The sequence below is a fragment of the Streptomyces sp. NPDC094143 genome, assembly GCF_040303825.1.
Taxonomy (GTDB): Bacteria; Actinomycetota; Actinomycetes; order Streptomycetales; family Streptomycetaceae; genus Streptomyces.
The window spans coordinates 156,228-175,763 of the sequence record NZ_JBEOTZ010000005.1 but is presented as its reverse complement, the minus strand read 5'-3'; the positions used below and the strand labels follow the sequence as shown (position 1 = coordinate 175,763).

Here is a 19,536-nt window from a genome sequence, read left to right as displayed (position 1 = left end):
GGGAAGGAGGGAAGGCCGGCCGTCAGCCGCGCAGCGCGCCGGCGCCGTCGGTGACGTAGCTGTGGGTGACCAGCGCGCCGAGCGTCACGGGACCGCGCACGTGCAGCCGGCCGGTGGCGATGGCGATCTCGGTGCCCAGACCGAGGGTGGGACCGTCGTGCAGCCGCAGCGAGCCGTTGACCACGACCATCGCGGCGTCGCAGCGGCGGCGGAAGGCGTCGACGACGTGCCGGTCGCGGGCGATGACGCCCTCGGTGTGCCCGGAGCCGTGGCGGCGGACGTGGTCCAGCGCGGCGTTCTCGTCGTCGACCGGCACGACGGCGACGACCGGGTCGAGGAACTCCCGGCCCAGGTCGTGCGCGGCGAGGGGTTCGGTCTTGAGCGCGGCGGGGACGAGGGCGTCCAGTTCGGGGGCGGTGTGCAGGGTCAGCTCCGTCTCACGGCCCGCCAGCCCGCGCGCCAGGGCCTGGAGGTAGTCCCGGGCGACGGCGCGGTCGAGCAGCAGCGTCTCCACGGAGGTGCAGCCGGCCGGTTCGGGCAGCTTGCTGTCCAGCGTGGCACGCACCGCGAGGTCCAGGTCGGCGCTGCGGTGGACGTAGAGGTGGTTGACGCCGCCGCCGCTGGCGATCAGCGGGATGGCACTGGTGCGGCAGTACTCGACGAGCGCGGGGCTGCCCCGCGGGATGAGCACGTCCACTTCGTCGGGCCGCTTCAGCAGGGCCCGCAGCAGCCGGCGCTGCGGGTCGTCCAGCACCGTGACGAGGCCCGTGGGCAGTCCGGCCCGGGTGAGCGCGGCGTGCACGGCCCGTTCGAGGGCGGCGTTGGTGGCGGCCGTCTCCTTGCCGCCGCGCAGCAGCACGGCGTTCCCGACGGCGACCGGGAGCAGGGCGCCGTCCACGGTGACGGTGGGCCGTGCCTCGTAGACCATCAGGACGACGCCGAGGGGTCGCGGGACGCGGTGGACGTGCCGCGCCGCACCGGAGACGGGCACCTCGCTCTCGCGCACCTCCCGCAGTTCGTCCCGGGTCATCGCGGTGAGTTCGACCATCCGGTCCCGGTGGGCGTCGGTCAGCCGCAGCCGCTCCACCAGCGTCGGCGGCAGGCCCAGCCGCCGGGCCGCGGCGACGTCCGCCGCGTTGGCCCGGGCGATCCGCGGCCAGTGGGCGGCGAGTTCCTCGCCCAGGACGCGGCAGTACCGGTCGTAGGCGGGGTCGCCCACGGGCGGGGCCGCGTCGAACGCCGCGCGGGCCCGGCTCAGGAGACCGTCAGGCATGCTGCTCCTCCGTTGCCGTGAGGAAGGCCCCGAGGTGGTCCAGGAGAAGGGGCAGTCGCTCGCTGTCGAACGCGGTGAAGTGGTCGCCGGGCAGCGGCCGTACGGTCAGCCGCGGGGCCACCTCGCGCCAGGCCGCCAGGTGGTCGTCGTTGTCCTCGTCGGCGCACGGCATGAGCAGTGCGGGGCAGTCGTGGCGCGCCTCTGCCCGGTAGGAGACGACGGCGTCCAGGTGGGCGTCGGCGGTCGCGGCGGCCCGGTCGGCGGGCAGGCCGCTGTCGTCGGCGGTGAGGGAGGCGTGGACGCGCTCGCGCCATCGCCGTGCGGCGGCCGGGTCCCGGTCGATGCGGGCGGCGGGGCTGTCGACCATCACGACCCGTGGGCGCCGTCCCTCCGCGGCCAGCCGGGCGGCCAGCTCCCAGGCGACGACGCCGCCGAGCGACCAGCCGAACAACAGCCCCGGCGGCTCGGGCAGTTCCGCCAGCAGCGACCAGTAGCGGTCCGTCATGGCGGCGACGCTGCGGTCCGGCTCCTCCCCCGGCGCGAGCCCGTACCCGCGCAGGGCGAAGACCGGACCGGAGCGGCGCAGGGCGAACCCGACGCCCGTGTAGGCCCCGACGCCACCGCCGGCGGCGTGCACGAGGACGCTGCACCTCCCGGGACGGGGCCGGCCCATCGGCATGAGCACCGGCTGGGTGACGTCCGCGCGGCTCACGGGGTGCGTCCGCGAAGCGGGCAATCGATCATCAATGATCTTTCCTTCCACACTCAATGGCATCGACGAGAAGCGACTTCCGCGCCACCCACCTTTCAAACGAATTACGCCCCCACCCCATAGAGGGCTCTTATCGTCTGCGACTTCGGGCATTATGAAAGCAGGTCAGGGGGCGTAATTCGGCACTCTTATCGACGCCATGCGAAGCGTTTATGGCTTCGGGAACGAACTCGAATCAACGATTCCCAGCGGGGTAATCGGCGCTCGACGCCACGACCGCCGACTAGGGACGGCCTGCCGTCGCCCAGCCATTCCGCCGAGTTCAGAGGAACCCCGCATGACACTGATGCTCGACCAACCGGTCGGCACTACCCGCTTCCGTGCCTTCGGCCCGCGGCAGATCGACGACATCGCCCGGCGCTACGGGCTCTCCCCGGAGATACGGGACGGCATCGCCCTGCTGGCACACGTCCTGCCGTTCCGCGTCAACGAGTACGTGCTCGACCAGCTGATCGACTGGACCGACCCGGCGCAGGACCCGATCTTCCGCCTGGTCTTCCCCCAGCGGGGCATGCTCCCCGGGGCCGACGAGCGCTCCCTGGAGTCGCTCGTGCGCTCCGGGGCGGCCAAGCGCGAGATGGCCGCCGAGGTCGCGCGGATCCGCGCCGGACTCAACCCCCACCCTTCCGGGCAGCGCGAGTACAACGTGCCGGTGCACGAGGGCGAACGGCTGGCCGGCCTGCAGCACAAGTACCGCGAGACGGTGCTGTACTTCCCCACGCAGGGGCAGTCCTGCCACTCCTTCTGCACCTACTGCTTCCGGTGGGCGCAGTTCGTGGGAGACCCCTCCCTGCGCTTCGCCGCCCCCGGCCCGGACCGGCTCGTCCGCTACCTGCACGACCACCCCGAGGTCAGCGACGTCCTGGTGACGGGCGGCGACCCGATGGTGATGAGCACCGACCGCCTCACCGGACACCTGGAGCCGCTGCTCGGCGTGGAGAGCGTCGACACCGTCCGCATCGGCACCAAGTCCCTGGCCTACTGGCCGCAGCGCTTCGTGAGCGACGCGGACGCCGACCCGCTGCTGCGGCTCTTCGAACGCGTCGCGGCCGCGGGCAAACAGGTCGCCGTCATGGCCCACTTCACCCACCCCCGCGAACTGCACACCGACCGGGTGACCGAGGCCGTGCGGCGGATCCGGGCCACGGGAGCCGTGGTCTACTGCCAGGCCCCGATGGTCGCGCACATCAACGACGACGCCCGGACCTGGGCCGCCATGTGGAAGGCGGAACTCGCGCTCGGCGCCGTCCCGTACTACATGTTCGTCGAACGCGACACCGGCCCCTACGACTACTTCAAGGTGCCGCTGGCCCGCGCGATGGAGATCTTCCACACCGCCTACCGCACCCTGCCGGGACTCGCCCGCACCGTGCGCGGCCCGGTGATGTCCACCACGCCCGGCAAGGTCGTGGTGGACGGCGTCGAGAGCCTCGGCGCAGACCGGTACTTCCAGCTGCGGCTGGCGCAGGCCCGCAACCCCGCCCTGGTCGGCCGCCCGTTCCGGGCGCACTACGACCCCAGGGCCACCTGGCTCGACGACCTGGAGATCGCGGCGGACACGCCGCAGGACATCCGGGAGGCGCTGCGGCCGTGAACGCCTCGATGTCGCCCAACCTCGCCCTCAACGAAGAGGTCGCGCGGCTGCGGGCCCAGGGCCGGTCCGTCGTCCACCTCGGCTTCGGCGAGTCCCGGCTGCCCGCCTTCGCCCCCCTGGTGGAGCAACTGCGCGCCGGCGCCCACCGCAACGCCTACGGGCCCGTGGCCGGAGCGCCCGACGCCCTCGCCTCGCTCGCCGGCTACTTCGAGCGCCGCGGCCTGCCCACCGGCCCGCGCGACGTCCTGCTCGGCCCCGGCAGCAAACCCCTGCTCATGGCACTGAACCTGGTCCTGCCCGGGGACGTGCTCCTGCCGCGTCCCAGCTGGAACTCCTACGAGCCGCAGGCCCGCATGGCCGGGAAGAAGGTGTACGGCGTCCCGATCCCCGCGGCGTGCGGCGGCATCCCCGACCCGGACGTCCTGCCGGAGACCATCGAGCGGGCCCGGCGGACGGGGGGCGACCCGCGCATCGTCGTGCTCACGCTCCCCGACAACCCGACCGGCACGCTCGCCGGCGCCGGGCTGGTCGAGCGGGTGTGCCGGATCGCCGAGGCGGAGGATCTGGTCGTCGTCTCGGACGAGATCTACCGCGACGTCATGCACCGGCCGGGCGCCCCCTTCCTCAGCCCCGCCGAAGTGGCCCCCGGCCGCACGGTGGTGACCACCGGGCTGTCCAAGTCCCTGGCGCTCGGCGGCTGGCGCATCGGCGGTCTGCGCGTGCCCCCCGGCGCCTGGGGACGCGACCTGCGCGACCGGCTGGTCGCCGTGGCCAGCGACCTGTGGTCCACGCTGGCGGGCCCGATGCAGCAGGTCGCCGCGTACGCCTTCGGCGACCCGCCCGAGATTTGGCAGCGGCTGGCGGCGAGCGCACGGCTGCACGGAGCCGTGGCCCGCTCCGTGCACGCCGCGGCGATCGCCGCCGGGGCCACCTGCCGGCCGCCCACCGGGGCGTTCTACGTCTACCCCGACTTCGAGCCGCGGCGCGAGGCGCTGGCGCAGCGCGGGGTGACCGGATCGGCGGCGCTGGCCCGCCACCTGCTGGACGAGCACGGCCTGGCCGTCCTCGCGGGACACCACCTCGGCGACGATCCCGGCGCCCTGCGCTTCAAGGCCGCCACCAGCATGCTCTACGGCGACACCGACGAGGAGCAGGAGGCCGCCCTCGCGGCCCCCGACCCGCTCGCCCTGCCACACGTCGCCGACGCCCTCATCCGCGTCGCAGAAGGCCTCGCCAAACTCGGCGCCTGACCCCACCCGGGAGACACCATGGAGACACCCGACGTCCGCGCGGTCGTCACCGGCATCACCGCCGAGGTCCTCGGCGTCGACGAGGCCGACCTGCACGGCACCACCACGCTGACCGGCCTGCCCACGTTCAGCTCCTTCCGCATCGTGGAGATCGTCGAGCGGGTCGAGGAGGAACTCGACACCGAGGTCGAGGCGAGCGAACTCACCCCGGACAACCTCAGCCGCCTGGACACGCTCATCGCCCTCTTCGAGCGGACCCTGAGCACCAGCGGGGTGCCCGGATGACCGTCACCGACCTCCCCCGCACGGCGTGGCGGCCCGCCGACCTCGAACGTGCCGTGTCCGAGGTCGAGGCGGAGGCCGCGCGGCACGTCGAGGCCTGCGACCGCGAGGCGCGATTTCCCGCCGAGGCGCTGGAGGCGATGCGCCGCACCGGACTCCTCGGGCTCCTGGTGCCCGCCGAGGACGGTGGTCCCGGCGGTGACCTGGCCGACCTGCTGGCCGTCAGCAGCCGTCTGTCCCGCACCTGTATGTCGGTCGGCATGATCTTCACCATGCACTGCCAGCAGGTGGCCGCCGTCGTCCGGGACGGCGGCCCCCTCCGGGAACGGCTGCTGCCCCGCATCGTCCGCGGCGAGCTCTACCTGGCCTCGGTGACCACCGAGGCCGGCACCGGCGGGCACCTGCTGTCCTCAGGGTCCCGGCTGGCGGCCGGCGACGACTCCACCGTCCACGTGGACCGCTTCGCCCCCGTGGTGACCGGAGGCAGCCACGCCGACGCGTTCCTCATCACCGCCCTGGCCCCGGACGCCACGTCCCCGTCCCGGCTGTCGCTGGTCTACGCCGAGCGCGACCAGCTCACGGTCACGGTACGGGGCGAGTGGAACCCGATGGGCATGCGCGCGACCCACAGCGCGCCCCTGCACCTGGCCGGCGACATCCCCCGCGACCAGGTCGTCGGTGAGCACGGGGCGTTCCGGGACATCGCGGTGCGCACCTTCGCCCCGCTGGCCCACCTCGGCTGGGCGGCGTGCTGGCAGGGCGCCGCCGACGGCGCGCTGCAGCGCGTGGTGACGCTGCTGCGGGCCGAGCGGCGCCACTACGACCTGGACTCCCCCCTGCTGCTCGCCCGCCTGTCGCGGGTGCGCCAGCGCCTGGACACCGTCCACGCGCTGATCACGCACGCCGCGTCGGTCCTCGCCTCCGCCGAGGACACCACGAGCGCGCCGGTGCAGCTCCTCGTCAACGCGGTGAAGCTGACCGCGTCGGAGCTGTGCCCGGCGGCGGCAGCGGAGTTGACGGACCTGATGGGCATGCGACACGGCTACCTGCGGGACTCGCCGACCGGCCTGGAGCGGACGCTGCGCGACCTGCGATCCGCCCCGTTGAACTACAGCAACGACCGACTGCACGCGGCGGACGGCGTGCTGACCCTGATGGACCGGGAGGTCCGCCATGTCTGACTCGCTGTTCGGCCTGTTCTCCGCAAGCGCACGGCGGCACGCGGAGCGGCCCGCCCTGTGCGTGGCCGGAGCGACCCTCACCTACGGGGAGCTGGCGCGGGCCGCCGACCGCCTGGCGGCCCACCTCGGCCCGCTCCCGCCGGGAGCGCGCGTCGGACTGCTGGCCTCCCGCTCGCCCCTGGCGTACGCCGGATACCTGGCCGTCCTGCGCGCCGGGGCGACCGTGGTGCCGCTCAACCCGATCTTCCCCGCGCAGCGCAACGCCGCGATCGCCGCCCGGGCCGGCCTGCGGACCGTCCTCACCGACGTCGCGCTGCGGGACCTGATGCGCGAGAGCGCCGTCCCGCTCGCCCTGGCGGCGGCGGACGGCACGCCGTCGGGGCACCACGTCCCGGCGGCGCCCGGCGGGACCACGGCCGGGCCGGGTGACCCGGCCGCGACACCGCCGGCCGGCGAGGCCCCCGCGTACATCCTCTTCACGTCGGGCTCGACGGGTGTCCCCAAGGGCCTGCCCATCGCGCACGGCAACGTGCTCCCCTACATCGCCCACCAGGTGGAGCGCTACGAGGTCGCCCCGGGCGACCGGCTGAGCCAGACCTTCGACCTGACCTTCGACCCGTCCGTGTTCGACATGTTCGTGACGTGGGCCGGCGGCGCCACCCTGGTCGTGCCGCAGCGGGAGGACCTGGCCGACCCGGCCGCCTTCGCCCGGGCGAACCGGCTCACGCACTGGTTCTCCGTGCCGTCGGTGGTCTCGCTGGCCGCGCGCATGCGCAGGTTGCCGGCCGGGTGCCTCCCCGACCTGCGGTGGGGTCTGTTCGCGGGGGAACAGCTGACCCTCAAGCAGGCGGCCGCCTGGCACCGGGCGGCACCGCGGGCGGTCATCGAGAACCTGTACGGCCCCACCGAACTCACCGTCACCTGCACCGCCTACCGACTGCCCCCTGATCCGGCCGACTGGCCGAGCACCCGCAACGCCTCCGTCCCGATCGGCCACCGCCTGCCGCACCTGGAGCACGTCGTCCTGGACGGGACGGGCAGTCCCGCGGCCGAGGGCGAGCTGTGCGTACGCGGCGTGCAGCGCTTCGCGGGTTACCTGGACCCGGAGAACAACGCGGGCCGCTTCCTCCACTGGGAGCCCGGCGCCGGCGCCCGCGTCCACGACACGCACGACGCCCCGGCGGCACGGCTGTGGTACCGCACCGGTGACCGGGTCGTGGAGGAGGACGGGGTGCTGACCCACCTCGGCCGGCTGGACGCCCAGGTCCAGGTCCACGGCTACCGCGTGGAGCTGGGGGAGGTCGAGGCGGCCCTCGGCAGCCACCCCGGCGTCGAGGACGCCGCCGTCCTCTTCGACGGCACCGACCTCAGGGCCCTCTACGTGGGCGCCTCGGTGCCGGTGGCGGAACTGGCCGGATGGGTGGCGGCCCGGCTGCCGGCCTACATGGTCCCCGGCCGGTTCCTGCGGGTGGACCGCTTCCCCCTCAACGACAACGGCAAGCTCGACCGCAAGAAGCTGGAGACGCTGGCATGCTGAGGAACGACCACGACGCACTCTGGCACAACTCCCTCACGCCGCAGACCGTTGGGGACGGCGGGTTCGACGACACCGCCGTCGTGCACGGCAAGGGCTGCCGCCTCCAGGACGCCACGGGCACCTGGTACCTGGACGCCCGGGCGGCGATGTGGAACACGACCCTCGGCTACAGCTGCGAACGGATCGTGGACGCCGTCACCGAGCAGCTCCGCCGGCTGCCGGTGGCCCAGATCATCCGCTACGAGGAGCCCGCCGAGGTCTCCCTGCGCTATGCCCGCCGGCTGGTCGCCGAACTGCCCGCCCCCCTCAACCACGTGCGTTTCGGCAGCACCGGCTCCCAGATGACCAGCGCCGCGGTGCTCATGTCGCGGTTCGTGCGCAAGGTGCGCGGCGAGACGCAGCGCGTCAAGGTCCTCGCCTTCACCAACGGCTACCACGGCACCGGGGGCCTGGCCGGCGCGCTGACCGGCGAGCGGCAGATGCACGCGCTGCAGGCCCCGCTCGCCCCCGAGGTGCACCACGTCCGGCCCTGGGACGTGGACGCGCTGGAACGGGCCGTCGAGCGGCGCGGGCCGGAGAACGTCACCGCCGTGATCGTGGAGCCGATCATGGGCACCGACGTCGTACCCGCCCCCGAGGGCGCCCTCGCCCGGATCCGGGACCTGTGCGACCGGCACGGCATCCACCTCATCGCCGACGAGGTCACCACGGGGTTCGGCCGGACGGGCGCGATGTCGGTGATGGCCGCGCAGGGCGTCCTGCCCGACATGCTGGTGCTGGGCAAGGGCATCACCTCCGGCTACTTCCCGCTGGCCGCCCTGGTCTGCTCGGACGCCGTCTTCGACGAGGCGGTCTCCCGTCCGGAGTACGTCTTCCCGCACGGCTGCACCGCCGACGGCCATCCCGCCGCCATGGCCGCCGGCCTGGCCGTGCTGGACGAACTGGCCGACGGCACGCTGCTGGAGCGGGTGCAAACGACCGGGGCGGAGATCCGCCGGCGGCTGCGCGCGGCGGCCGAGGAACTCCCGCTGATCCACGAGGTGCGCGGCGAAGGGCTGATGATCGGCGTCGAACTGCGCCGGGAGTCGGGCCGGTTGGGTGCGAGCGAGATGGCGCGGGTGCGCGCCGCCTGCAAGGCCGCCGGTCTGCTGCTGACCAGCACCAACAACACGCTCGTGCTGATGCCTCCGCTCGTGCTGGGCGAGGAGGAGGCCGACGAGCTGGTGGAACGGCTGACAGCCGCGCTGCGCACCGTCGTCGGGCACCTCTCGTGACCGGGCGTCCCGCGGTCGCGGTCGTCGACGGCTTCGGGTCGGCCGCCCGGCTGGCGAAGGCGTTCGACGCCGCCGGGCACGACTGCGTGCGGGTGCAGAGCACCGTCGACATCCCCGCCCACTACCGCAGCGAACTGGACCTCGGCCTGTACGCCGACAACCTCGTGCACACCGGCGACGTCGAGGCGACCGCCGCGCGGCTGGCCGGCTACCGGACGGTCGCCGTGATCGCCGGAGCCGAGCAGGGCGTCGAACTCGCCGACGCCCTGTGCGAGGCCACCGGCCTGCCGGGCAACGGCACCGCGCTCAGCCACGCCCGGCGCACCAAGGACGTGCAGACGCGTACCGTGGCGGCGGCCGGCCTGCCCACGGCACGTCAGCTGACGGTCGAGGACGCCGCGCAACTCCGGGCCTGGCACACGCGGCTGGGCGGGCGGGTCGTGGTCAAACCGGTCCGCAGCGCCCGCAACGACGGGGTGAGCGTCTGCGACAGCCCGGCCGAGTCCGTCGCCGCCTACGAGCGGATCCGCGGTGCCGTCAACGACTTCGGCCTGCGCAACGAGGGGGTGGTGGCGCAGGAGTACCTGACCGGCACCGAGTTCGTCGTCAACACCGTCAGCCGGGACGGACGCCACCGCGTCACCGACACCTGGCGCTACCAGAAGATCGACGTCAACGGCGTCCGGGACCGCATCAACGGCATCCTCTCGCTGCCGCCGTCGGACCCGCGCTGGAGCCGGCTGCGCGACTACGCCTTCTCGGTGCTCGACGCCCTCGGCATCGCCCACGGCCCGGCCCATCTGGAGATCATCATGACCTCCGGCGGCCCCCGCCTGGTGGAGCTCGGCGCCCGCCTGTGCGGCGCGGACGTGGCCCGGTACGCCGTCCTCGTCACCGGTGAGTCGCAGATCGACCGCACGGTGCAGGCGTACACGGACCCGGAGGGCTTCCTCGCCGACGTCGACACGCCCTACCGCGCGGACGGGCACGCCGCGATGGCGTTCCTCGCCTCCCCGCTGGAGGGCCGCCTCCGGTCGTACCCGCTGCTCGGCGAGGTGGAACGCCTCGACAGCTACCAGGGCATGGCGCTGCGGGTCACCCCCGGACAGCAGCTGCGCCGCACGGTCGACGACGGTACCGAGCCCCTCACGATCGGTCTGGCGCACGCCGAGGCCGCGATCGTCGAGAAGGACTTCCAGACCGTCTGCTACCTCGACGGACACGGGTTCTACGAAGTGGAGCGTGGACACCATGGCTGAGCCACGCACGATCGCCCTCGTCGATCCCTACGGCGCCGTCAACAAGGTGGGCCAGGCGTTCCGCGAGGCCGGGCTCGACTGCGTCCGTGTCCAGTCCACACCCCAGGTCCCGCCCTCCTACGGACCGGCGGACCTGTCCGGCTACCGGGACAACCTCGTCCACGACGGCACGTTCGAGCACATGGTCGAGCGGCTGGCGAAGGCCGGCCCGGAGGCCGTCGTGGTGGGCAGCGAGCTGGGGGTGGAGTTCACCGACCGGCTCAACGAGGCCCTGGGTCTGCCCGGCAACGGAACCGCGCTGAGCGAGGCCCGCCGCGACAAGTACGTCCAGATCGAGACGCTCAGGGCGGCCGGAGTGCCGGCCACCCGTCAGGAACGTGTCGACTCACCGCGGCAGTTGGCAGCGTGGCACCGCTCCACGGGCGGCCGGATCGTGGTGAAGCCGGTGCGCAGCGCCCGCAACGACGGGGTGTCGTTCTGCGACACCCCCGAGCAGTCGGTCGCCGCGTACCACCGGATCATGTCCCGGGACAGCGTCTTCGACGTCCCCAACGAGGGCGTGGTCGCCCAGGAGTACCTCCGGGGCGAGGAGTTCGTGGTGAACACCGTCAGCTGCCGGGGCCGGCACCGGGTCACGGACGTCTGGCGCTACCAGAAGATCACGGTCAACGGCATGCCCGACCGGATCAACGGCATGACCTCGGTGCCGAGCGACGACGCGGACGGGCACGCCGTCACCGAGTACTCCTACCGCGTCCTCGACGCCCTCGGCATCCGCTGGGGGCCGGTGCACCTGGAGGTCATGCTCACCGGTGCGGGGCCGCGCCTGGTCGAGGCCGGTGCGCGGCTGTGCGGAGCGAACGTGGCCCGGTACGCGGTCCTGCTGACCGGCGAGTCGCAGATCGACCGGACCGTGCAGGCGTACGCCGACCCGGAGCTGTTCCTCGAGGAGATCGACGCCCCGTACGCCGTGGAGAACCACGGCGCGATGGCCTTCTTCGCCTCGCCGTACGAGGGCGTCCTGCGAGGCTATCCGCACATCGGCCTGATCGAGGAGCTGGAGAGCTGCCGGGGCGTCACCCAGCGGTTCAAGCCCGGAGAACGCCTGGTACGCACGATCGACGACGAGAGCGAACCGGTCACGGTGGGTCTGATCCACCCGGACCGCTCCGTCCTCCTGCAGGATTTCGCCACTGTCTGCTATCTGGACGGCTTCGGCTTTTACGACGTGGAACCGGGGCACTGAGAAGTCTCACCGCCGTTCCCGCAACCTGTCCTGCCGGGGGCGGCGGCGCCGGTGCCGAACGGCACCGGCGACAGGACCGAGACCTAGGGAGCATCGTGGCCGAAGGCTGGCGCAGGGACTTCAACTTCGTCTGGGCGGGCGAGACCGCCTCGCTGGTCGGAACCCAGGTGTACCAGCTGGCCATGCCGCTGACCGCGGTTCTCACCCTCGACGCCAACCCCGCACAGCTGGGGCTGCTGGGCGCGCTGACGTTCGCCCCGTACGTCGTCCTCGGTCTGCCCGTCGGCGTCCTGGTCGACCGGTGGCAGCGGCGCGGCGTGCTGATCCTCTCCAGCCTGGGGCAGGCGGTGTCGATCGGCGCCATCCCCCTGCTGGCGGCGCTGGACCTGCTGACGTTCGGCCGGCTGCTGGCGCTGGCCTGCGCGGCCGGGACCGCCCGGGTGTTCTTCACCATCGCCTACCGCTCGTACCTGCCGGCGATCGTGCCGCCGGAACACCTGACCGGTGCCAACTCCCGCCTCACCGCGAGCGAGTCGGTGGCGGAGATCGGCGGCCCGGGGCTGGGCGGCGCGCTGGTGCAGGTGGTGGGCGCGCCGTTCGCCCTGCTCGTGGACGCGGTCTCGTACCTCGCCTCCGCGCTGGGCGTCTCGGCCGTGCGCAAGCGCGAGAAGCCCGTCCGCGTCGACCCCGCGCCGTTACGGTCCCAGGTGACCGAGGGTTTCCGCTTCACCTTCTCCAGCCCTTACCTGCGGGCCACCCTCGGCGAGGCCGCCAGTTACAACCTGTGCTGGCAGATCGTCCTGACGATCCTCACCCTGTTCGCGGTGAAGGAGCTCGACATGAGCCCGGGGACGCTGGGCCTGGTGCTGTCCGTCGGCGCCGTGGGCGCACTGCTCGGCGCGGCGTTCACCGACCGTCTCGCGCACCGGGTGGGTCTGGGCCGCACGCTGGTGATCGCCGCGGTGATCGGCGACCTGGCCCCGCTGCTGCTGCCGGCCGCACACCGCGGCACCTGGGCGGCTCCCCTCATGGCCGTCGCCTTCTTCGTGCAGGGCTTCGGCATCACCGCCTGCAACGTGCACACCATGACGATCCGCCAGACGGTGACCCCGGAGCGGCTGCTGGGACGCACCAACGCCGCCTACCTCTTCGTCGCCCTGGGCATGAAACCGGTCGGCTCGCTGCTCGGCGGGTGGCTGGGCACCCATCTGGGGCTGCGCGGGGCGCTGGTGGTGGGAACGGTGGGGCTGCTGAGCACCAGTCTCTTCCTGATCTTGTCCCCGCTGCGCAAGGTCCGCACCCTGGACAGCATCAGGCCCGTGCCCCCCGAGGAGGCCCGGGCCACCGCACCGACCGGCACCCCCTGACCCCGGGGCCCGGCGGCCGGGCAGGGCGTGGGCGGTCTCAGGCCACGTCCACCCGCAGGGCGTGCCCCGCCTTGTCCAGCGCGGCACGGCAGGTGTCCGCGTCGGCGGCCAGGGCGATCGCGTAGGCGACCCGGCCGTCCATCAGTCCCCGGGGCGGGGGCGACTTGACCTCCCCCGCCGCCGCCAGCGGGCCGCAGCGCACCACCTGCTCCGGCAGCCCCGGCTTGTCGAAGCGGACGTCCGCGATGACGGAGTCGTCCTCGGGCGGGTAGTAGAAGCGGATGGCGGCGACCCGGCGGTCTCCGGAGGCCGCCCGCAGCCTGGGCGGCCTGCCGCACGCGACGTCGGCCGCGGCGAGCGCGAGGTCCGGGCCGCCGCCCATGAGGTTCAGCAGGGGGATCATGCCCCCGCCGATCCGGGCGTTGACCTCGATGACCTTCGGCCCGGTCGGCGTCAGCCTGATCTCCGTGTGGGTCACTCCGTCGCTGATGTCCAGCGCGGCGTGCGTACGCGCGACCACGTCCGCCAGCGTCGGGTCGGACTTCAGCGGGTCGTCCGGGTCGACGACGTGCCCGGTCTCCTCGAAGTACGGCTCGAAGCCGACCTCCTTGCGGGCGAGGCAGACCGGGGTCACCGTGCCCCGGTGGACCACGCTGTCGACGCTGATCTCCGGTCCCCGGGCGAACTCCTCGACCAGGATGTTCCGTTCGTGCGTCGGAAGGTCGGGCGCCCACTCGCCGCTGGCGTCCGTGAACGCTACGGCCTCCTCCAGGCCGGCCGGTGAGTCGGCCCGTACCACGCCGAAGCTCCCGGCCAGGGCCCGCGGCTTGACGACGACCGGGTAGCCGATGTCCCCGGCCGCCGCGAGGGCCTCCTCGCGCCCGGAGACGAGCACCGAGCGCGGCTGGGGCACCCCGCCGGCGTCGAGGGCCGCACGGGTGCGGTACTTGTCCCGGCAGCGCTCCACGCACCGCGGGTCCCCTCCCGGCAGGCCCAACGCGGCGGCCACGTGCGCGGTCTGCTCGATCCAGGTCTCGTCCCAGCAGATGACGCCGTCCAGCGCCTGCCCGGCGTCGACCGTCCGGGCGACCCGCACGAGGCCGTCGACGTCGGCCAGACCGGCGACCACGGTGTGGCCGGCGAGGTACGCCCGTTCCCACGTGGGCGGTTCGGCCAGCACGAGGTGGACGCGGAAGTCGCGGCTGATCGACCGCAGCAGGTACTCGCGGTATGCGCGGATGCCGGGCGTGATCACGAGCAGGTGTCCCATCGTCATGGGCACCGGTTACCCGTGCGCCGCCGGGCGAGTCCCCGGCGGCGGGCCCTGCCGCCTTGTGCCCGCGAAGGCCGCCCGCCGCCGTCCTTACCTGCGCCCTCCGGCTAGGTGTCTCGCTCGGCGACGAAGATGCAGAACGGGTGGCCCTCGGGGTCCCGGTAGACGCGGAAGCGCTCCTCGTCGTCGGGATCCGGCCGATCCCGGTTGCTGAGCAGGCGCCCGCCGAGGGTGAGCACGCGCTCGTGCTGGTTGCGCAGTTCCTCCAACGAGGCGACGCTCAGGTCGAGGTGCATCTGCTGCGGCACCGGGCCGTCGGGCCAGTCCGGTTCGCGCAGACGCTCCACCTGCTGGAAGGCGAGCTGCGGACCGCCGCCGGGAGTGCGCAGGACGAGCCAGTCCCTGCCGTGCTCGTCGGGCCGGCCGGCCGGGGGCGGCTCGTCCCCTTCCGCGTAGGCGAGGCCCAGCAGGGACCGGTAGAACTCGGCGAGTTTGCGGGCGTCGGTGCTGTCGATCACGGTCTGCACCAGCCGGAGGCGGCTTGCGTCGTCGGTCATGGACTCCAGGTGCCCGTCCTGACCCGGTCCCGAACGGTCCACTCGGGGGAACAGCTGCGACACCCCGAGGCCGGCCTGCTGAAGCTGACCTACCAGTCCCCGGAGCCGCCCGTGTCGCACCGGACCGTGCCCGACCTGAGCCTCTGCACCGCCGCACTGAGCGGCTGTCCGGCGTGGCTCGGTGTCGTCGGTGCGCACGGCGCCCTACGGCCCTGATCGCCGGGGCCAGGGCCGTAGACGCCGGGGAGGCCGTCGCGGGTGTCCGCCGAGGACCATGGCGGCGGAGGCGTCAGCGCATGCCTGCCGCGTCGAGCAGGGTGATCACCGTGGGCGCGACGAGCCCGGGCAGTCTGTCGGCTCCGATGCCGGCACGGGCGCTGGCGCCGTCGAAGACCAGGCTGAGCTGCCGGGCCAGCAGAGCGGGATCGCTCGCCCCGCCCTGTTCGGCCTCGGCCCGGAAGAAGGCGGTCAGGTGCTCCTTGACCTGATGGGCGACGCGGCTCGCGGGGTGGCTCCGGTCCTTGAGCTCGATCTGCGCGGCCAGGAAGGGACAGCCGTGGAACTCGGGCGCGCCCGACTGCGCTTCCACCTGCTCGAAGACGTGCAGGATCCGCTCCCGGGGGGAACGGTCGTCGTCCGCCGCGGGCAGGAGTGCGTCCACGTAGACGGACGTGCGCCGCTCCAGACTCGCCGCGAGCAGTTCGTCCTTGCTCTCGAACAGCTGGTACATGGAGCGCTTCGACACCCCCGCCGCCTTGCACAGCGCCTCGACGCCGATGCCGACGCCCTCTCGGTAGGTGAGTGTGGCCGCCGCCTCCAGCAGCCGCTCCCGGGGGCTCGGTCTCGCATCGGTGGTCATACCGCGAGGCTAACGCGATTCCGGCCGAATGAAAACTGATCGGTTTCCAGGGGGGCGCGCCCGGCGGAGTCCCGGGCTTTCGGCCCGCCGGGACCGCCGCCTCCCCGAGGCGTTACCCACGGTTCAGGGCCCGACGGACGCCGGGCCCTCTCAGTGCTTGCGTTCCGGAAACCGATCGGTTTACCGTGATTGGAAACCGATCGGTTTCTCACCCTGTGGAGGCAGTCATGACCGCTCTCAAGGGCGCCAACGTCTTCGTCACCGGCGGCAGCCGGGGCATCGGCAAGGCGCTGGTGGAAGAGCTGTACGCGCGTGGAGCCGCCAAGGTCTACGCCACGGCCCGTGACCCGCGCTCGGTGACGCACCCCGGTGCCGTCCCCGTGGCCCTGGAGGCCACCGACCCGGCCTCCGTCGCGGCGGCCGCCGCGCGGGCGGACGACGTCACCGTGCTGATCAACAACGCCGGTGCCGCGGTCAGCGCCTCCTTCCTCGACTCCCCCGTGGACGACGTGCGCGGGGAGTTCGAGACCAACTTCTACGGCCCGCTGCTCGTCACCCGCGCCTTCGTGCCGGTCATCGAATCCAACGGCGGCGGCCACATCCTCAATGTGCACTCCGTGCTCTCCTGGCTGGCCCTCGGCGGCTCCTACAGCGCCTCCAAGGCCGCCCTGTGGTCGCAGACCAACTCCCTGCGCCTGGAGTTGCAGCCGCGCGGCATCGCCGTCACCGGACTGCACGTGGGTTACGTGGACACGGACCTGGCGGCGGACGTCGACGCGCCCAAGTCCGACCCCCGCGACGTCGCCGCGCTCGCCCTCGACGGCGTCGAGACGGGCGCGTACGAGGTGCTCGCCGACGACGTCTCGCGCCAGGTCAAAGCGGGCCTGGCAGGCGACCTGACCGGGCTGTACGCCCAGCTGGCCCGGTAGGACCGGCAGGGCACGGAGACGGTGAGATGCCCAGCCGGGAGCCACGTCCCACGACGCACGTCCCGGGGACCACCAGCCGCACCATCGCCCCGCGCCCGGGAGCCACAGCCGTGAGGGAACGCTCCGCCACCTCAAGGCGGGCAGCGGATCACCCGCGGTCCTGCGGCACACCGTACGCACCCGGGCCGAGCACGGTGTCCGCGCGCCGGGAGCGGGCCCCGTGATCGCCGGCGTGAAGCCGCGACCCGCCCTCCGCGAGACCCTGTCCGAGCAGCCAACGACTCCCGTCGGCGCCCAGGCGTGCGAACCCCCGCGCCGACGCGGTCGACGCGGGGGAGGCGGGCCGGAGCCGTTGCGGGACTCACGCCCGCGCGCGGTCGGTCCGTTACCGCTCGGTGGGGCCTGTGTCGTGGCTGCCGTAGCCGGAGGCGCCGCCGCGTGAACGGCGGCCGGAGGGCATGTTCGCGCCGGCGGCTGCCGCGAGAGCCAGCAGACAGGCGATCACACCCACGATCACGTTGTTGGTGATGGTGCGGGTCGTGTCCACCTCCCCCGCCACCACCCACGGCGCGACGATCGTCCACGCCCCGAGTGCCGCGGCGGCCCAGGCCATGCTGTGCGTGCGCTCGAAGGCGTGCCCGAAACCGCCCATCAGCAGCGCGTAGGAGAGGCCCACGATCAGGTTGGTCACGGCCAGGGTCGAGAACCCGTTGAAGCCCGCTATCCAGGGCGAGGCCGCCAGATACAGTCCGGTGATCACACCCAGGGCCTCAATCGCCTGCGCGCGCGGCGTGGTCGCCGCCCGCTCGTGCCGGGCACGCATCTCGAGGATGTCGGGGTGGGACTCCATGGTGGGTTGGTTGTAGCTCACGGCCGCCTCCAGCAGCGAGATGTTCCTTGACATGCCCCCGCGTACCCGTAAAAGGAGGATAAAACCGACAACAGCACCATTTGTCACCGAACAGGCGAGGCTGGTGTGGCGCGCAATGGCCGGCAGTGTGCCATCGGCGGGCGCCCGATCTGACGCGACGGGCCGGTCAGTCCACCGTCATGTGCAGGCGCACGGTGAGACCGGTGGTGAGCATGCGCATCTCCACCAGGTCGCAGAGCTGGTGCATCATCCACACGCCTCGGCCGCCGGCCGCCGAGAAGGGATCGGGGCGCTGCCGTCCGATCAGCGGATCGGCCATCCGGCCGCGGTCACGGATCTCGGCGATCACCGACCGCGCGCCACGCCAGAGCCGCAGGGTGCCCTTGCCACCACCGTGACGGACGGAGTTGCTCGTCGCCTCGCTGACGGCGAGCAGCCAGTCGGTGCCGCGGCGAGGCGACAGGCCCGCCGTCTCCGCCCACTGCCGCGCGGCGTCCCGGACACTCGCGAGCTCCTGCTCCCCGAAGTGGAGAACAGTGGCGTCCGCGGGTTCGGGCAAGGGGGTGTCACAGTCCCGGCAGACCTCGTGCGGGTCCGCGTGCGCCGGGCTCGGTCGATAGCCGCCGGAACCGGCGATGACGGGATGGGTGCGGCCGGCCTGGGCCAGCACCGGCTCGGGCAGCGCGGTCTCGTACGGGCACAGGATCGTGGCATCGCGGCGGGCGAAGGCGAGGTTGATCAATGCCTCGTGCCGGGTGGCCTCCCGGGCCTCCTCGGCGGTGCGCCCCACCCAGATCGGCTCGCCCACGATGGACGGGCGTCCGGTGCGGTTGCGGTCGGCGAAGTCCTGCAGCATCGACAGGATCCGTCCGGGGTTGCGGCCGGCCTGGCGCATGTCGACCCAGGTGATCCGCGGGTGATCGGCGCCGAGCGCCTCCTGCAGCAGGCTCAGACGCTCGCCGGGCACGGCCACCAGCACCGGACGGCCCCGGGAGGCGTCGGCACGGATGAACTCCCCGACGCCGTCCAGGTACTCCTCCTGCGTGGAGTAGAAGACGGCGGGGTGGTGGAAGACCGCGTCGTGGTCCCGGCCTGGCGACGGCCGTGTCAGAGTCGTCATCAGCCGGCCATCTCCAGACCTCTGCCGAGCTCGGGGAAGAGCTCCAGGATGCGCGTCAGCGCGAGGGGCGCCCCGAGGACCTGTACGGGCGCGTCGGTGGGCCGTCGTATCGCCGCGTGGGCGAGGTCGGTCAGCGCCGCGGCGTCGAGGTGGTCGAGATCTGTCAGGTCCAGGGTCACGCGCTGCGCCGGGGTCCGGGCGAGAGCGGCCGCTGCGGAGGCGGTGACGTGGCGGTTCTCGTACCCGGCCGATCCGGCGAGCCGCAGGCCGGGGCGGTCGGCCAGGGGAACGACCGCCATACCGGGCTTCCGGTCCGGGCTTCCGTGCGTGCCGAGCTGTGTCACATGTGCCCCCGCCAGCACGTCGAGGAGATCGTGGGGCAGCAGCCGCCGGTCGTAGAAGCACCATGCGGTCAAGGGCAGACGGTCGAAGACCTCGTGGTGGATCCGCAACTCGTATTCGAGCATCCGTTCGCCACCGACCACGTCGCGGGCTCCCCAGGACATCTCGCCGATGGCCCGCATACCCGCGTGTCCGCGTGCGGTGGCCGCTGCGACGGCTTCGTGCCACAACCCCACCATCGCGTCCGGATCGAACGCGGCTCCGGCCAGATAGGTCTCGGCGGCGGTCGTCACCGCCAGCTGACCCCGGCGCACGGCGGAGTCGGCGTCGACACCGCGGTCGGCGAGGGTGCGCATCACGAGACCGGGGTCGGTGGTGTCGGCGAAGTACTGCACCTGTTCGCCGCGCCGCAGCCCGGTCCGGACGAAGGCGACCACGTGGTCGGCCCACTCGGCGTCGGTGGAGAACACCACACTCGAATGCCTGTCCCCTGCCGCTTCTGCGCCCACGGAGGCGGATGCGTCGTCCATCGGAACCACTCCGCCTCTCT

The 19,536-nt window shown here is 73.0% G+C and carries 19 protein-coding genes; 11 read left to right on the top strand and 8 right to left on the bottom strand.

All coding sequences use genetic code 11. The features are described from left to right. Nucleotides 1-22 precede the first annotated feature (22 nt). On the bottom strand, nt 23-1,273 hold the full coding sequence (locus ABTZ58_RS08890) for a glutamate-5-semialdehyde dehydrogenase (protein ID WP_351352304.1): 1,251 nt from the start codon (nt 1,271-1,273) through the stop codon (nt 23-25). Further along, on the bottom strand, nt 1,266-1,985 hold the full coding sequence (locus ABTZ58_RS08885) for a thioesterase domain-containing protein (RefSeq protein ID WP_351352301.1): 720 nt from the start codon (nt 1,983-1,985) through the stop codon (nt 1,266-1,268). Before ABTZ58_RS08885 ends, ABTZ58_RS08890 begins: the two co-directional genes overlap by 8 nt. Nucleotides 1,986-2,322: 337 nt before the next feature. On the opposite strand from ABTZ58_RS08885, the gene ABTZ58_RS08880 reads away from it, so the two are divergent. From ABTZ58_RS08880 to ABTZ58_RS08840, 9 genes are all read left to right on the top strand, one after another. Continuing rightward, nucleotides 2,323-3,639 carry a KamA family radical SAM protein gene (locus ABTZ58_RS08880; protein WP_351352298.1) on the top strand — a complete coding sequence of 439 codons (1,317 nt, stop codon included), beginning with the start codon at nt 2,323-2,325 and terminating at the stop codon, nt 3,637-3,639. A gap of 8 nt (nt 3,640-3,647) precedes the next feature. Continuing rightward, nucleotides 3,648-4,889, top strand: coding sequence for a pyridoxal phosphate-dependent aminotransferase (locus ABTZ58_RS08875; protein ID WP_502996040.1), 1,242 nt, complete (start codon nt 3,648-3,650; stop codon nt 4,887-4,889). 18 nt (nt 4,890-4,907) lie between these two features. Then, complete coding sequence (locus tag ABTZ58_RS08870; protein WP_351352292.1) at nt 4,908-5,174, top strand: phosphopantetheine-binding protein; 267 nt, start codon at nt 4,908-4,910, stop codon at nt 5,172-5,174. Continuing rightward, a complete protein-coding gene (locus ABTZ58_RS08865; RefSeq protein ID WP_351352289.1) occupies nt 5,171-6,352 on the top strand; it encodes an acyl-CoA dehydrogenase family protein in 1,182 nt (393 codons plus the stop codon). The genes ABTZ58_RS08870 and ABTZ58_RS08865 overlap by 4 nt, the downstream gene beginning before the upstream one ends. Further along, a complete protein-coding gene (locus ABTZ58_RS08860; protein WP_351352286.1) occupies nt 6,345-7,889 on the top strand; it encodes an amino acid adenylation domain-containing protein in 1,545 nt (514 codons plus the stop codon). The genes ABTZ58_RS08865 and ABTZ58_RS08860 overlap by 8 nt, the downstream gene beginning before the upstream one ends. Further along, a complete protein-coding gene (locus tag ABTZ58_RS08855; protein WP_351352284.1) occupies nt 7,883-9,163 on the top strand; it encodes an aminotransferase family protein in 1,281 nt (426 codons plus the stop codon). Before ABTZ58_RS08860 ends, ABTZ58_RS08855 begins: the two co-directional genes overlap by 7 nt. Beyond that, nucleotides 9,160-10,422 carry an ATP-grasp domain-containing protein gene (locus ABTZ58_RS08850; RefSeq protein WP_351352281.1) on the top strand — a complete coding sequence of 421 codons (1,263 nt, stop codon included), beginning with the start codon at nt 9,160-9,162 and terminating at the stop codon, nt 10,420-10,422. Before ABTZ58_RS08855 ends, ABTZ58_RS08850 begins: the two co-directional genes overlap by 4 nt. After that, a complete protein-coding gene (locus tag ABTZ58_RS08845; protein ID WP_351352278.1) occupies nt 10,415-11,668 on the top strand; it encodes an ATP-grasp domain-containing protein in 1,254 nt (417 codons plus the stop codon). Before ABTZ58_RS08850 ends, ABTZ58_RS08845 begins: the two co-directional genes overlap by 8 nt. A 95-nt stretch (nt 11,669-11,763) precedes the next feature. Further along, nucleotides 11,764-13,035 carry an MFS transporter gene (locus ABTZ58_RS08840; protein ID WP_351352275.1) on the top strand — a complete coding sequence of 424 codons (1,272 nt, stop codon included), beginning with the start codon at nt 11,764-11,766 and terminating at the stop codon, nt 13,033-13,035. 37 nt (nt 13,036-13,072) lie between these two features. On the opposite strand, the gene ABTZ58_RS08835 is transcribed toward ABTZ58_RS08840, so the two are convergent. After that, the gene (locus ABTZ58_RS08835) at nt 13,073-14,311 is read right to left on the bottom strand and encodes an ATP-grasp domain-containing protein (RefSeq protein ID WP_351352272.1); all 1,239 of its coding nucleotides are present in this window, start codon (nt 14,309-14,311) and stop codon (nt 13,073-13,075) included. A 104-nt stretch (nt 14,312-14,415) separates the two neighbouring features. Further along, nucleotides 14,416-14,865, bottom strand: a complete 450-nt coding sequence (locus ABTZ58_RS08830; RefSeq protein ID WP_351352269.1) for a VOC family protein — start codon at nt 14,863-14,865, stop codon at nt 14,416-14,418. Nucleotides 14,866-14,874: 9 nt separating this feature from the next. On the opposite strand from ABTZ58_RS08830, the gene ABTZ58_RS08825 reads away from it, so the two are divergent. After that, a complete protein-coding gene (locus tag ABTZ58_RS08825) occupies nt 14,875-15,081 on the top strand; it encodes a hypothetical protein (RefSeq protein ID WP_351352266.1) in 207 nt (68 codons plus the stop codon). Nucleotides 15,082-15,154: 73 nt separating this feature from the next. Here ABTZ58_RS08825 and ABTZ58_RS08820 read toward each other — a convergent pair whose 3' ends face one another. Further along, nucleotides 15,155-15,724, bottom strand: coding sequence for a TetR/AcrR family transcriptional regulator (locus ABTZ58_RS08820; protein WP_351352263.1), 570 nt, complete (start codon nt 15,722-15,724; stop codon nt 15,155-15,157). A gap of 227 nt (nt 15,725-15,951) precedes the next feature. On the opposite strand from ABTZ58_RS08820, the gene ABTZ58_RS08815 reads away from it, so the two are divergent. Beyond that, complete coding sequence (locus ABTZ58_RS08815) at nt 15,952-16,653, top strand: SDR family oxidoreductase (protein ID WP_351352260.1); 702 nt, start codon at nt 15,952-15,954, stop codon at nt 16,651-16,653. Nucleotides 16,654-17,038: 385 nt separating this feature from the next. On the opposite strand, the gene ABTZ58_RS08805 is transcribed toward ABTZ58_RS08815, so the two are convergent. The 3 genes from ABTZ58_RS08805 to ABTZ58_RS08795 form a co-directional block, all read right to left on the bottom strand. Next, entirely contained in the window at nt 17,039-17,503 is a 465-nt protein-coding gene (locus ABTZ58_RS08805) for an SPW repeat protein (RefSeq protein WP_351352722.1), read from the bottom strand. A gap of 187 nt (nt 17,504-17,690) precedes the next feature. Continuing rightward, on the bottom strand, nt 17,691-18,644 hold the full coding sequence (locus tag ABTZ58_RS08800; RefSeq protein ID WP_351352257.1) for an anti-sigma factor RsbA family regulatory protein: 954 nt from the start codon (nt 18,642-18,644) through the stop codon (nt 17,691-17,693). After that, nucleotides 18,644-19,516: an MEDS domain-containing protein gene (locus ABTZ58_RS08795; RefSeq protein ID WP_351352254.1), complete on the bottom strand. Its 873-nt coding sequence runs from the start codon at nt 19,514-19,516 to the stop codon at nt 18,644-18,646. The genes ABTZ58_RS08800 and ABTZ58_RS08795 overlap by 1 nt, the downstream gene beginning before the upstream one ends. Nucleotides 19,517-19,536: the final 20 nt, after the last annotated feature.